This window comes from Streptomyces sp. NPDC013187 (assembly GCF_042899705.1).
In the GTDB taxonomy this organism is placed as follows: Bacteria; Actinomycetota; Actinomycetes; order Streptomycetales; family Streptomycetaceae; genus Streptomyces; species Streptomyces hawaiiensis_A.
On record NZ_JBIBAF010000015.1, the window covers coordinates 23442 to 36501 of the forward strand.

General features: G+C 70.2%; 10 protein-coding genes. 7 read left to right on the forward strand and 3 right to left on the reverse strand.

What is annotated here, in order from left to right:
- Nucleotides 1–219: 219 nt before the first annotated feature.
- The 3 genes from ACFY5B_RS29110 to ACFY5B_RS29120 all read left to right on the forward strand — a co-directional run bounded on the left by ACFY5B_RS29110 (nucleotide 220) and on the right by ACFY5B_RS29120 (nucleotide 5852).
- Nucleotides 220–1980 carry an LCP family protein gene (locus ACFY5B_RS29110; protein WP_389974766.1) on the forward strand — a complete coding sequence of 587 codons (1761 nt, stop codon included), beginning with the start codon at nucleotides 220–222 and terminating at the stop codon, nucleotides 1978–1980.
- A gap of 232 nt (nucleotides 1981–2212) precedes the next feature.
- The gene (locus tag ACFY5B_RS29115) at nucleotides 2213–3967 is read left to right on the forward strand and encodes an LCP family protein (RefSeq protein WP_389974769.1); all 1755 of its coding nucleotides are present in this window, start codon (nucleotides 2213–2215) and stop codon (nucleotides 3965–3967) included.
- A 226-nt stretch (nucleotides 3968–4193) separates the two neighbouring features.
- Nucleotides 4194–5852 (forward strand): LCP family protein, encoded by a 1659-nt coding sequence (locus ACFY5B_RS29120; RefSeq protein WP_389974772.1) that lies wholly within the window; start codon nucleotides 4194–4196, stop codon nucleotides 5850–5852.
- A gap of 111 nt (nucleotides 5853–5963) precedes the next feature.
- Here ACFY5B_RS29120 and ACFY5B_RS29125 read toward each other — a convergent pair whose 3' ends face one another.
- Nucleotides 5964–7001, reverse strand: a complete 1038-nt coding sequence (locus ACFY5B_RS29125; RefSeq protein ID WP_389974775.1) for a glycosyltransferase family 2 protein — start codon at nucleotides 6999–7001, stop codon at nucleotides 5964–5966.
- 127 nt (nucleotides 7002–7128) lie between these two features.
- Here ACFY5B_RS29125 and ACFY5B_RS29130 point away from each other — a divergent pair, with 127 nt between their 5' ends.
- Nucleotides 7129–8610, forward strand: coding sequence for an LCP family protein (locus ACFY5B_RS29130; RefSeq protein WP_389974778.1), 1482 nt, complete (start codon nucleotides 7129–7131; stop codon nucleotides 8608–8610).
- Nucleotides 8611–8694: 84 nt separating this feature from the next.
- On the opposite strand, the gene ACFY5B_RS29135 is transcribed toward ACFY5B_RS29130, so the two are convergent.
- Nucleotides 8695–9252: an acyl-CoA thioesterase gene (locus ACFY5B_RS29135; RefSeq protein WP_053675667.1), complete on the reverse strand. Its 558-nt coding sequence runs from the start codon at nucleotides 9250–9252 to the stop codon at nucleotides 8695–8697.
- 119 nt (nucleotides 9253–9371) lie between these two features.
- On the opposite strand from ACFY5B_RS29135, the gene ACFY5B_RS29140 reads away from it, so the two are divergent.
- Complete coding sequence (locus ACFY5B_RS29140) at nucleotides 9372–10673, forward strand: LCP family protein (protein ID WP_389974782.1); 1302 nt, start codon at nucleotides 9372–9374, stop codon at nucleotides 10671–10673.
- Between the two features lie 60 nt (nucleotides 10674–10733).
- Here ACFY5B_RS29140 and ACFY5B_RS29145 read toward each other — a convergent pair whose 3' ends face one another.
- Nucleotides 10734–11099, reverse strand: a complete 366-nt coding sequence (locus tag ACFY5B_RS29145) for a four-helix bundle copper-binding protein (protein ID WP_104780261.1) — start codon at nucleotides 11097–11099, stop codon at nucleotides 10734–10736.
- 248 nt (nucleotides 11100–11347) lie between these two features.
- Between ACFY5B_RS29145 and ACFY5B_RS29150 the strand changes: the two genes are divergently transcribed.
- The gene (locus ACFY5B_RS29150; protein WP_389974785.1) at nucleotides 11348–12571 is read left to right on the forward strand and encodes a phosphatidylserine/phosphatidylglycerophosphate/cardiolipin synthase family protein; all 1224 of its coding nucleotides are present in this window, start codon (nucleotides 11348–11350) and stop codon (nucleotides 12569–12571) included.
- Between the two features lie 332 nt (nucleotides 12572–12903).
- Nucleotides 12904–13047 (forward strand): hypothetical protein, encoded by a 144-nt coding sequence (locus ACFY5B_RS29155; protein WP_389974788.1) that lies wholly within the window; start codon nucleotides 12904–12906, stop codon nucleotides 13045–13047.
- Nucleotides 13048–13060: the final 13 nt, after the last annotated feature.

Here is a 13060-nt window from a genome sequence, read left to right on the forward strand (position 1 = left end):
AGGCAAGGAACTCTCCACCCGGTAATAGGCGAATTGCCCGAGTGTGCGGACGTGGCGTGGGTCACCGCCGTCGCCCGGCGCCGAAAGGGCCGGTTAGTGTGAGCGATCCGGTGCGCCCGGCCCCGAGGAACGGTCCCGAGGTCGCGCACTGTGTGACCGAGACCCGGGCGCCTTGGAGGGGGAAGGCGCCGCGTCCCCCGACGGAGGAATCAGGCAACCGTGGACGCGCAAGGCCGTGGGCGGGCGGACGACATCGACCCCGCAGATCAGTGGGTGCTCAACCCGAACACCGGCGAGTACGAACTGCGACTGGGGTCTTCGGCGTCGCAGTCGGGCGTCCCCGCACCTCGCAGGCCCCGCTCCTCCGAGACGGCTCCGCCCGCGCGCGGCCGCACGGAGGCACGCGGACGTAACGAGGCCTCCGGCCGGTCGCGGCCCGAGACCCCCGGCCGCGCGGTGCCGCCGCCGCGCAGACGCCGCGGGGCGCCGGAGGAGCCGCTGCCGGGACGGCGCGGACGACGCCCGGCGAAGAAGGCCTCGAAGGGCAAGAAGGTCCTGCTGTGGACCGGCGGCACGATGGCGTTCGTACTGGTCGCCGGCGCGGGTGCCGCGTACTTCTACGTCGAGCACCTGAACGACAACATCGCCTCCGTCTCCGACGACGGCGCGAGCACCGGTGGCTTCAGCAAGGACAAGGCGATCAACATCCTGCTGATCGGCACCGACAAGCGCACCGGCAAGGGCAACGGCAGCTACGGCGACGCGGGCAGTGTCGGGCACGCCGACACCACGATCCTGCTGCACGTCTCCAAGGACCGTTCGAACGCGACCGCGCTGAGCATCCCGCGTGATCTGATCGTCGACGTGCCGGACTGCCCGACGACGCAGGAGGACGGCACGCAGAAGATCATCCCCGGCACACGGCAGGTCCGCTTCAACACGAGCCTCGGCCAGGACGGCCGTACGCCCAGCTGCACGATGCGGACCGTCACCGAGCTGACCGGGGTCAAACCGGACAACTTCATGGTCGCGGACTTCAACGCGGTCAAGACGCTGACCAGCGCGGTCGGCGGGGTCGAGGTCTGCGTGGGCAAGGACCTCGACGACCCGGACTCGCATCTGAAGCTGTCCAAGGGCATGCACACCATCGAGGGCGAGCAGGCGCTGGCCTTCGTGCGCACCCGGCACGCCGTCGGTTTCGGCGGTGACCTGAGCCGGATCGGTCTGCAGCAGCAGTTCCTGAGCGCGCTGATGCGCAAGCTGAAGTCCAACGACACCCTCACCAGCCCGTCGAAGATGCTCGACCTGGCCGAGGCGGGCACCAAGGCGCTGACCGTCGACTCGCAGCTGGACAGCATCGGCAAGCTGAAGGACCTCGGTCTGGAGCTGGGCAAGCTCAACACCGAGAACCTGACGTTCACCACGACCCCGGTGATCGACAACCCGACGGAGAAGGTCAAGGCCACCGTCGTCCTGAACGAGTCGACGGCCCCGCAGGTCTTCGACATGATCAGGAACGACGTCTCCTTCACCGCCGTCAAGGAGCGGAAGAAGAAGGAGGCCGCCGCGGTCGCCGCCCGGCTGAAGGGCACCAAGGCCCCGGCCTCCGAGGTGCGGGTGCGGATCCTCAACGGCGGTGCCATCGCCGGCAGCGCCCAGGAGACCCTCAGCTGGCTGCAGAACGAGGAGGGCGTGACCAAGTCGGAGAACGCCGGCAACGCGCCCGCCCCGCTGGCGAAGACGACCCTGGAGTACGCGCCCGACCAGGCCGACCAGGCCCGCCGCCTCGCGGACCTCATGGGGCTGTCCGGGTCCGCGATGAAGCCGGGCGAGAGCGTGACCAACGACCAGGGGCTGCCCGCGATGACGCTGACCCTGGGCAAGGACTTCGAAGGGGCGGGGGTCTCCCTCACCGCACCCGCCAAGGCACCCGAGGGGGTGCAGAAGTCCACCGCCGACAAGGTGGAGTGCGCCAAGTGACGTGAATGTCCTTCGCGTTCGCCAGACTTCCTTCAAACAAATGGGCGGTATTGCCCAGTTGTGAGAACGTGCAATTTCTCACCCACGTCGCTTGACGCCGAAGTGTGCGGATAGTGTGTGCGATCCAGTGCTCTCATCCATGAGCTCCGTCCTGGGGGAGTGCACTGCTTGACCAGCACCGTGCGCCTTCCGGGGGAGGGCGCCGCGTGGCCCGACGGAGGAACAGGCAACCGTGGACGCGCAAGGCCGTGGGCGGGCGGACGACGTCGATCCCGCAGACCAGTGGGTACTCAACCCGAACACCGGCGAATACGAACTGCGACTGGCCCCTTCCGCAGCGCAGTCGTCCGTTCCCGGCCCCCGTTCCTCCGGTGGCCGTGGCCCGACCGGGGCGGGCGGCGCGGCACGTGCCCGCCGGACCGAACCCGCCCGGCGTTCCGGGGCGGCGGCATCCGGTGATGAGACTCCCTCCCCCCGCAGACGCACCAGCGCCCCGGCCGACGCCGCCGCGGGGCGGCGCGGACGCCGGCCGGCGCAGAAGAAGGGGAAGGGCAAGAAGGTCCTGATGTGGACCGGCGGCTCCCTGGCCTTCGTACTCGTCGGGACGAGCGCGGCCGCGTACCTCTACTACGAGCACCTCAACAACAACATCACGTCCGTCTCCGACGACGGCGCCGGCACCGGCGGGTTCAGCAAGGACCGCGCGATCAACATCCTGCTGATCGGTACCGACAAGCGCACCGGCAAGGGCAACGAGGGCTACGGCGACAAGAACAGCGCCGGGCACGCGGACACCACGCTCGTGCTGCACGTCTCCAAGGACCGTACGAACGCGACGGTGCTGAGCATCCCGCGCGACCTGATCACCGACATCCCGGACTGTCCGACGACCCAGGAGGACGGCACGGAGAAAGTCATCCCGGGCAAGCAGCGCGCGCGCTTCAACGAGAGCCTCGGGCAGGAGGACCGGACGCCGAGCTGCACCATGCGCACGATCACCGAGCTGACCGGGCTGAAGATGGACCACTTCATGGTGGCCGACTTCAACGCGGTCAAGACGCTGACCAGCGCGGTGGGCGGGGTCGACGTGTGCCTGGCCAAGGACATCAAGGACAAGGACTCCAAGCTCGACCTGCCCAAGGGCGAGCACACGATCGAGGGCGAGGATGCGCTGGCCTTCGTCCGCACGCGGCACTCCGTGGGCTTCGGCGGTGACCTGAGCCGGATCGAACTGCAACAGCAGTTCCTGGGTTCGATGATGCGCAAGCTGAAGTCCAACGACACCCTGACCAGCCCGTCGAAGATGATCAAGCTGGCCGAGGCGGGCACCAAGGCGCTGACCGTCGACTCGCAGATCAGCACGATCAAGAAACTGGCCGATCTCGGGGCGGAGCTGGGCAAGTTCGACACGAAGAACCTCACGTTCGCGACCGTGCCCGTCGACGACAACCCCGCGGAGAAGGTCAAGGCCACGGTGGTCCTGAAGGAGCCTCAGGCCCAGCAGCTGTTCGCGATGGTCCGCGACGACGTGTCGCTGACCGCGGTGAAGCAGGAGAAGAAGAAGGAGAAGGCCGCCGAGGCCGCCCGGTTGAAGGGCCCCAAGGCACCGGCCTCCGAGGTCCGGGTGCGGATCCTCAACGGCGGTGCCGTCGCCGGCAGCGCCCAGGAGACCCTCAGCTGGCTGCAGGTCCAGGAAGGTGTGACCAAGTCCGAGAACGCGGGCAACGCCGAACAGCCGCTGGCCAAGACCACGCTGGAGTACGGGCCCGACGAGGCGGACCAGGCGCGCCGGCTCGCGGAGATCATGGGCCTGTCCGGGGCCGCGCTCAAGCCGGGCGAGAGCGTGACCAACTCACAGGGGCTGCCCGCGATGACGCTGACCCTGGGCAAGGACTTCGAGGGCGCGGGCGTTCCCCTCACCACTCCGGCGAAGGTGCCGGACGAGGTGCAGAAGTCCACGGCCGACAAGGTCGAGTGCGCGAAGTGACCTGACCGTCCCTTCCTGCGTCTCACAGGTGGACGGAGCAAGCCCGGACGAATCGGCCGGGTGTACATCCGACCGGGCATGTCAGAGGTCCAACCAGAAGCGGGGACGACCGTGCTCCGGCGGAGCAGTGGGGGAACCCGTGGTCCGGACGGACACGGGTCACCCGTGATCCGAACTCGACGCGGGGCGGACCCGTGGGTCGGCCATTGGGGTGGGAGGCAGGGGTATGGCGCAGAGTGACGTGCGTGCAGGCGGCACACGGCACGATTCGGGCGGCCTGACCCAGGACGAGCGTCCGGGGACGGCGGCGCCCGCCGCGGGCGGGGGCGAGGGTGGCAGAGGCGGCCACGGCCGTCGGCGCGGCCGGCGGCGCGGCGGCGGACGCCGGATATTGCGCTGGTCCGCGATCGTGCTGTCGGTCCTGATACTCGGGACGGCCGGCGCCGGATACCTCTACTACCGCCATCTCAACGGCAACATCGACAAGGGCAAACGCAACAGCGGTGAGTCCGACGTCAAGAAGACCGGCCCCAACGCGGCGGGCCAGACCCCCCTCAACATCCTGCTCATCGGCTCCGACAGCCGGAACTCTGCGGAGAACGTCAAACTCGGCGGCGGCCGGGACAACGTCGGCAGCAAGCCCCTGGCGGACGTGCAGATGCTCCTGCACGTCTCGGCGGACCGCGAGAGCGCGTCCGTGGTGAGCATCCCGCGGGACACCCGGGTGGACATCCCCAAGTGCGTCGACCCCGACACCGGGGAGAAGTACCCGGCGAAGAACACCATCATCAACGAGACGCTCCAGCGCGGCGGCCCCGGCTGCACCCTCGCCACCTGGCAGAACCTGACCGGTGTGTACATCGACCACTGGATGATGGTCGACTTCGCCGGAGTGGTGGACATGGCGGACGCCATCGGCGGTGTCCCGGTCTGCGTCAACCAGAACGTGTGGGACCGGCCGCTGGCCGGCCAGCGCGGCGGCTCCGGATTGAAGCTGAAGGCCGGCACGCACAAGGTGCAGGGCAAGGAGGCGCTGCAGTGGCTGCGCACCCGGCATGCCTGGGGCAGTGACCCGCTGCGCGCCAAGGCGCAGCACATGTACATGAACGCGATGATCCGGACGCTGAAGGAGCAGAACGTCTTCACCGACACCGGCCGCCTGACGGGCCTGGCGGAGGCGGGCACCAAGGCGCTGAAGGTGTCCGAGGAGATCGGCACGGTCAAGGAGCTGTACGACGTCGGCATGCAGCTGAAGTCGGTCCCGACGAACCGCATCACGATGACGACGATGCCGTGGATCGAGGACCCCTTGGACCGCAATCACCTGGTGCCCAAGCCGGGGGACGCCGACAAGCTGTGGGCGATGCTCCGCGACGACGTCTCCTTCGACAAGAGCGGCAAGGCGCGCACGGCCGCGGACGCGGGCTCGTCCCCGGCTGCGGCGAAGGCCACCGGGCCCGCCGCCGCGCCGGCCGCGGGGCTGTCGGTCTCCGTCGTCAACGGCACGGCCGATGACGAGCGGGCCGCCGTTCCCCGGCGGGCCACCGCGATCGTGGCGGCGCTGCGGCGGGAGGGGTTCACCCGGGCCGTCGCCGCGAGCGGTCAGGCCCCACAGGCCCGGACCCAGGTGACGTACCCCAAGAGCACGGGCGAGCAGGGCCGGGCCAACGCGCTGTCGGTGGCGAAGGCGGTCGGCGTCCCGAGCAGCCAGGTGCGGGCCACGGACGACGTGACCACGACGCTGACCATCGGCAGCGACTGGCGGGAGGGCTCGGCCTACCCGAAGCAGAAGGCGCCCGAGGCGGGCGACCTGCCCGACTCCGCGGACGCGCTGACCGCGGACAAGACGGAGTGCATGGACGTGTACAAGCCCTACCAGTGGTGAACACCTCCGCGGCACGAGAGAGCGGGGCCCGCCGTCCGGGAGGACGACGGGCCCGCCGCGTCGGGTCAGCTCGCGGTGGCGTCGGCGCGCACCGCGGGGCGCCGCGTCGGGTCAGCTCGCGGCGGCGTCGGCGCGCACCGCGGGGCGCCGGGAGGCGATGACCTTCCTCGCCAGCGCCCGCGGGCTGGTCAGGAAGCCCCAGCCCCACGACATGTGCATGGTGGCCAGCGCCACGGGGATCTGCAGCCTCGCCTTCAGCGGCAGGCCCTTGCCCGCCGGGACCGAGCCGAGCAGGATCGCCGCGAGGTAAGCGCCGGGCACCACGAAACCCCACGGGGTCAGCAGGGCGCCCACCAGGATCCCGGCCCCGATCGCGCACACGGCGGTCGGCGGGGCGAGGTAGCGCAGGTTGATCGAACCCTCGTGGAAGCGGGCGACCACGTGCCGCCAGCGGCCGTAGTCCTTGTACTGCTTGGCGAGCGCCTTCACGCTCGGCCGCGGCCGGTACGACACCTTCAGCTCGGGCGAGAACCAGATGAGGCCGCCCGCCTCGCGGATGCGGAAGTTCAGCTCCCAGTCCTGGGCGCGGATGAACTCCACGTTGTAGCCGCCCTGCCGCTCCAGCGCCTCGCGCCGGAACACCCCCAGGTAGACCGTCTCGGCGGGACCCGCCCGGCCACCGGTGTGGAAAGCGGCGTTGCCGACCCCTATCTTCGAGGTCATCGCGGCGGCGACCGCGTGCTCCCAGTCGTTCTCGCCTTCGGCGTGCATGATGCCGCCGACGTTCTGCGCGCCGGTCTCCTCCAGGAGCCGTACGGCGGTCGCGATGTAGTTCGGCGAGAGCATGCCGTGCCCGTCGACGCGGACGACGATCGGATGCCGGGAGGCGTTGATCGCCGCGTTCAGCGCCGCGGGCGTACGGCCGGTGGGGTTGGGGACGGTGTGGACACGCGCGTCTTCGGCCACGAGCTCGGCGGCGATCTCGTCCGTGCGGTCCGTGGACGGACCGAGGGCGATCACGACCTCCATCTCGCCGGCGTACTCCTGCGCGAGGATCGCTTGGACTGCTCCCCGCAGATGCCGCTCCTCGTTGAGGACGGGCATGATCACGGAAACGGCGGGGAGCCGCACGTCGGGATTGGCGTTCATAGGGGGGTCACGTTACCGCGAACGGGGGACACCGGTGCGCGCCGCCGGGGCGGTACCGCAGGCCGCAGATCGTATCGGCCTACGGTTTCACAGATCCCACGTACGGCCGTCGTCCGGAGGTGTTCCCATGCCCACGCCGCCGCGGTCCTCCCGGTCCACCGCCGGTCCCCAGCGCCGCCCGCAGTCCCCCGTCCCCCGCCGCGCTCCGCGCAGGCCCGCACCGCCCGCGCGCAAGCCGCGCTGGGCCTTGCGGGCGGTCACCACGCTGTCCGTGGTGGTCCTCGCCTCCGCCGGCATCGGGCACGCGGTGATGACCAGCCTGGACGCGGACATCGCCAGGGTCGACCCCTTCAAGGACATGAAGAACCGCCCGCAGGCGGGCCACGGCATGAACCTGCTGCTCGTCGGCACCGACGGGCGGGAGAAGATCGGCCAGGAGGAGCGCCGCACGTACCGGCTGGGCGGCGCGCCCTGCCACTGCACCGACACGATCATGATCGTGCACATCTCGGAGAACCGGGACCGGGCCAGCGTGGTGAGCCTGCCGCGCGACTCGTACGCGGTGACGCCGGCGCATGTCGACCGTACGTCCGGCAAGCGGCACGACGGACACCCCCTCAAGCTGAACGCCGCGTATGCCGAGGGCGGCCCGCAGCTGACCGTGCGCACCGTCGAGAACATGACGAAGGTGAAGATCGACCACTACCTGGAGGTCGACTTCACGAGCTTCATGAAGACGGTGGACGTGGTGGGGGGCGTGCAGATCTGCACGGCCGAGCCACTGCAGGACAGCTACACCGGCCTGAACCTCCCGGCCGGCCGGCACACGCTCCGGGGCGGGCAGGCGCTGCAGTTCGTGCGCGCACGCCATGTCGACGGGGCCTCCGACCTGGGCCGGATGAAGCGGCAGCAGCGCTTCATGGCGGCGCTCGTGGACCGGCTCACCTCGTCCGGGATCCTCCTCAACCCGATGAAGTTCCGGGACGTGACGCGGGCGGTGCTGGGCTCGGTACGGGCCGACAAGGGCTTCGGCACGGACGAGATGCTGGACCTGGGCCGGGCCATGCGGAACTTCTCCCCCTCCTCCTCCGAGTTCACCACCGTCCCGGTCGGGCAGATGGGGTACGTCGTGAAGGGCGTCGGCTCCACGCTGAAGTGGGACCCCGTGAAGGCGGAGCGCCTCTTCCACGCCCTGCGCAAGGACCAGCCGCTGTCGGTGCACCGGCCGCGCGGCGCCGCCCGGGTCGTCCCTGTCGCCCCCCAGCAGATCCGCGTCCAGGTGGAGAACGGCACCCGCACGCCCGGCCTCGGCCGCAGGGTGGACGCGGCACTGGCGGCGACGGGCTTCCGCACGACCCGCGCGCCCATGAACGCCGCCACCCGCGACGTGAAGCGCACGGTCGTCGCCTACGACCCCCGCTGGGACCGCTCGGCCAAGTCCCTCGCGACCGCCCTGCCGGGCAGCGAGCTGCGCGCGGTCACGGGCCTGGGCTCGACCCTGAAGGTGATCGCCGGCCAGGACTTCGACCGCGTCCGCAAGGTGCGGGCCGAGGATCCGGGACAGGGCGAGTTCGGGGTGGTGCGGGGGGACGAGGTGGCGTGCGGCTGAGACCCGTCGTTCAGCCTCGAGGTTCGGCGTTCGGCCCGGAGTCTGCCGTTCCGGCCCAGGGCTCGGGAGTTCAGGGGGTCCGGGTCAGTCCTCGAAGCCCTCCGCCGCTCGCTTTTCTCGCAGGTCCATGATCGCGCGGCGGCGGGCCAGGCGGTGGGTGCGGCGGATCTGGGCCTCCTGGTAGCGGCGCTTGTCGCGCTCCGTCTCCGGGAGGACAGGCGGGACCCGGCGGGGCTTGCCGTCGGCGTCGACCGCGGCGAAGACGAGGTAGGCGGAGCCGACCTGCGTGGGCGGGGCGGACTCGTTCCAGCGTTCGGCCAGGACCCGGACCCCGACCTCCATGGACGTCCGGCCGGTCCAGTTGACCTGCGCCTTGACGTGGACCAGGTCACCGACGCGGACCGGCTCCAGGAACGCCATCTCGTCCATGGACGCGGTGACCGCCGGCCCACCGGAGTGCCGTCCGGCCACGGCCCCCGCCGCGTCGTCGACCAGCTTCATGATCACCCCACCGTGCACGGTCCCCAGAAGGTTCGTGTCGTTGTGGGTCATGATGTGGCTGAGGGTGGTGCGGGACGCCGAAGTCGGCTTGCCCGGGATATCCGGACTGCCGGAATCCGCAGCTGGGGCCTGGTCTGTCATGGCCCCTACCTTAAGCCGAGGCCGCGCGTGGGGGTTTTGTGTCAGCTTCGCCACAGCCGTGCTCTGATTTTCCGACGACTCTTGTATGGCGCACTACGGGGACCTGCACACTGGGGCGCATGAATGACTGGCCCGAGGGATTCTCCGGTGACAACCGCGGCAACCGCTTCGGACGCGGCAGCTCGAGCTCACAGCCCGAGAGCGCCCGCGTCATGCGGCAGGTCCGCCGCGGCCCGGGGGCATCGCCCGGGCAGGCGGGATACGGCGGCGCCCCGCCGTACGGCGGCGGCGTACCGCAGCAGCCGTCCTACGTGGACGGCGGCGGCTACGGCCCCGGTGACGGCTACGACAGCGGCTACAACACCGGCCAGGTCTACGGCTCCCCCGGCGGCAGGGGCCCCGGCGGCCCGGGCGACGGCATGTACGAGCCGCGTCCCGCGCCGAACTGGCGCCGCCGTATCAAGGTGACGGCCATCACGCTGGTGACGCTGCTGGTCGTGACGAGCGTCGGCACCTACTTCTGGGCCGACTCCAAGCTCAACCGCGAGGTCGACCTGTCGAAGGTCATCGACCGTCCGGAGGCGGGCGAGGGCACGAACTACCTGATCGTCGGCTCCGACAGCCGCAAGGGCATGTCGGCCGAGGAGAAGAAGAAGCTGCACACCGGGTCCGCCGAAGGCAAGCGCACGGACTCGATGATGATCCTGCACACCGGCGGCGGCGCCCCGACCCTGATCTCGCTCCCGCGTGACTCGAACGTCACCATCCCGTCGTTCAAGGGCTCCGACTCCGGCAAGCTCTACCCGGCCACCGGCCGCCAGACGAAGCTGAACGCGGCCTACGCCGAGGACGGCCCGGAGCTGCTGGTCCGCACCGTGGAGGCCAACACGGGCCTGCACATCGACCACTACGTGGAGATCGGCTTCGCCGGCTTCGCGAACATCGTGGACGCGGTCGGCGGCGTCGAGATGAACATCCCGCAGGACATCAAGGACACCAAGTCCGGCGCGGACCTCAAGAAGGGCACGCAGACCCTCGACGGCGAGCAGGCCCTCGCCTTCGTCCGCACCCGCTACGCCCTCAGGGGCTCCGACCTGGACCGCACGAAGAACCAGCAGAAGTTCCTGTCGGCGCTGGCCAACCAGGTCGCCACTCCGGGCACGGTCCTGAACCCCTTCAAGCTGTACCCGACCATGAGCGCCGGCCTGGACACCCTCGTGGTCGACAAGGACATGAGCCTGTTCGACCTGGCGTCCATGTTCTGGGCGATGAAGGGCGTGAGCGGCGGCGAGGGCAAGTCGATGAACATGCCGATCGCCGGCAACAGCCCCAACGGCAACCTCCAGTGGAACACCGCGAAGGTGAAGACCCTGGTGAACGAGCTGAAGAACGACGACCCGGTCACCGTCTCCGGCAACTGAGCGGGCACGCGAGGCGAAGGGGGCACCCGGGCGGGTGCCCCCTTCGCCGTGAGGCGGTTCTCACATCGATGCGCCCGACATCGAGCGGCACGACTCGGCGCAGCGGCGACAGGCCTCGGCGCAGCGCATCATCTGCGCGTCCTCCGGCATGGACATACACGCCTCGGCGCACATGTCACAGGCCCGGGCGCACATCGCGCACATCTCGGCCATCAGGGGCGAACGGCGCATCATCATGTCGGCGCACATGCGCGTCATCTCGGCGCAGTCCATGACCGCGCGCATGATCTGCATCTGGGCCGGGCCGCCCATCTGCAGGCAGGAGCTCATGGTCTCCTCGCACACGCTGTGGCACGTCATGCAGGTCTGGACGCAGTCCTGCATCTCCTTGCTCAGCGGGGTGGTGGTGGCGGGCTGCTGGGTCATGACGTCCTCCCAGGGAATGGCGGGAGCCGCGGATCGGCGCCCGCTCCTCTGTCCTACGCCTCCGGCCCCATGAGCACCACAGGGCTGACGCTCCCGCGTGCTGCCGTCTTCGCCTGTGAGGCACGACTCAACGGTCTCTGCGTGAAAGCGCCGACAGCGGCAAAAAGGGGTTGCAGGCGCGCGGGGCCCGGCGCAGGGCGGGGCGCGGCAGGGCGGGGCGGGGCAATCGTGCAGGGGGAGACCCACACATGACGCAGCAGATGTATGGCGAACGGCGGGCGCGGGAGACGGAGAGCGGGCCGCAGGCGAGAGGACCTGAGGAACAGAAACTGCGGCTGCGCAGACGGCTGGAGCGGTTGATCGGCATCGCCGCGACCGAGGGCAACGAACTGGTGCCGCTGCGCAACGGCGACGAGATCTTCCCCGCGATGCTGGCCGCCATCCGGGCCGCCGAGCACACCGTCGACATGATGACGTTCGTGTACTGGCGCGGCGAGGTCGCCCACGAGTTCGCCGACGCTCTGGCCGAGCGGGCCCGCGCGGGTGTCCGGGTGCGGCTGCTGCTGGACGGCTTCGGGGCCAAGGAGATAGAGCGGGACCTGCTAGAGGCCATGGACGAGGCGGGCGTCCAGGTGGCCTGGTTCCGCAGACCCACGCGCCTGTCACCGATGCGGCAGAACCACCGCTGCCACCGCAAGGTGCTGGTCACCGACGAGCACACGGCCTTCACCGGTGGCGTGGGCATCGCGGAGGAGTGGTGCGGTGACGCGCGCAACCCCGACGAGTGGCGCGACACCCACGTCCGGGTCCGCGGGCCCGCCGTGGACGGCATCGCCGCGGCCTTCGCCCAGAACTGGGCCGAGTGTCACGACGACCTCTACGACCAGCACGACCGCTTCACCGCCCAGGAGCAGCCGGGACAGGCCACGGTCCAGGTCGTGCGGGGCTCCGCCTCCTTCGGCTGGCAGGACATGCAGACGGTCCTGCGGGTCCTGATCACCTCGGCGCAGGAGCGGCTGCGGCTGGCCACGGCCTACTTCGCCCCCGACACCTACTTCGTCGACCTCCTGGCCGCGGCGGCCCGTCGCGGGGTCAGAGTCGAGATCCTGCTCCCCGGACCGCACACCGACCAGCGGGCGTGCCTGCTGGCCGGGCGGCAGCACTACCAGACGCTCGTCGACGCCGGTGTGGACGTGCGGGAGTACCAGCCGACGATGCTCCACACGAAGATCATGACGGTGGACGGGGTCTGCTCCCTCATCGGCTCCACGAACTTCAACCGCCGCTCCATGGAGCACGACGAGGAGGTCGTCCTGGCCGTCCTCGACGAGGACTTCACCGCTCGGCTCGACGCCGACTTCGAGGCCGACCGGGAGCGGAGCGAGCCGATCGACCCCCGCCGCTGGAGGCGGCGGCCCCTGCCCATGCGCCTCGCGGAGGCCGCGGTGACCCCGATCCGGCGCTTCCTGTGAGAACGCCGGGGGCCGGACGTCCGGCCCCCGGAGACGGGGCTACGGCAGGTTGCGCGCCATGACGACGCGCTGGACCTGGTTGGTGCCCTCGTAGATCTGGGTGCGTCACAGGTGATCTGGCGTTGAGGGGGGACTCCCCCAGCATTTCCGCTGCACCCCTTGCGGCCACCTGCGAGAGCCGGTCAAAGGGCTCGGGCGTACAACTCGACCTGGCTGGGCTGCGTAAAGGTGGCAGCAGCGTCCCGGGTGTCCGCGTGCACCCTGCTGTCGCCGAAGATCGTGAACGTTGCATGGGCCACACGGTCCGTTGCACTGAGCGGTATGCCGCCTGTATGAGGTATGCGCAGGGTGGTGGACTGACGGACGAACGGCGGGCCTTCCGGGCGAAGTTGCGGTCGGAGGCGGCCGAGTGGTTCCAAAGCGGGGACGAGAACGTGATCATCGCCCAGGTCGTCGGTGAAGCAGGGTTGGAGTGATCTCAGGGGCGTG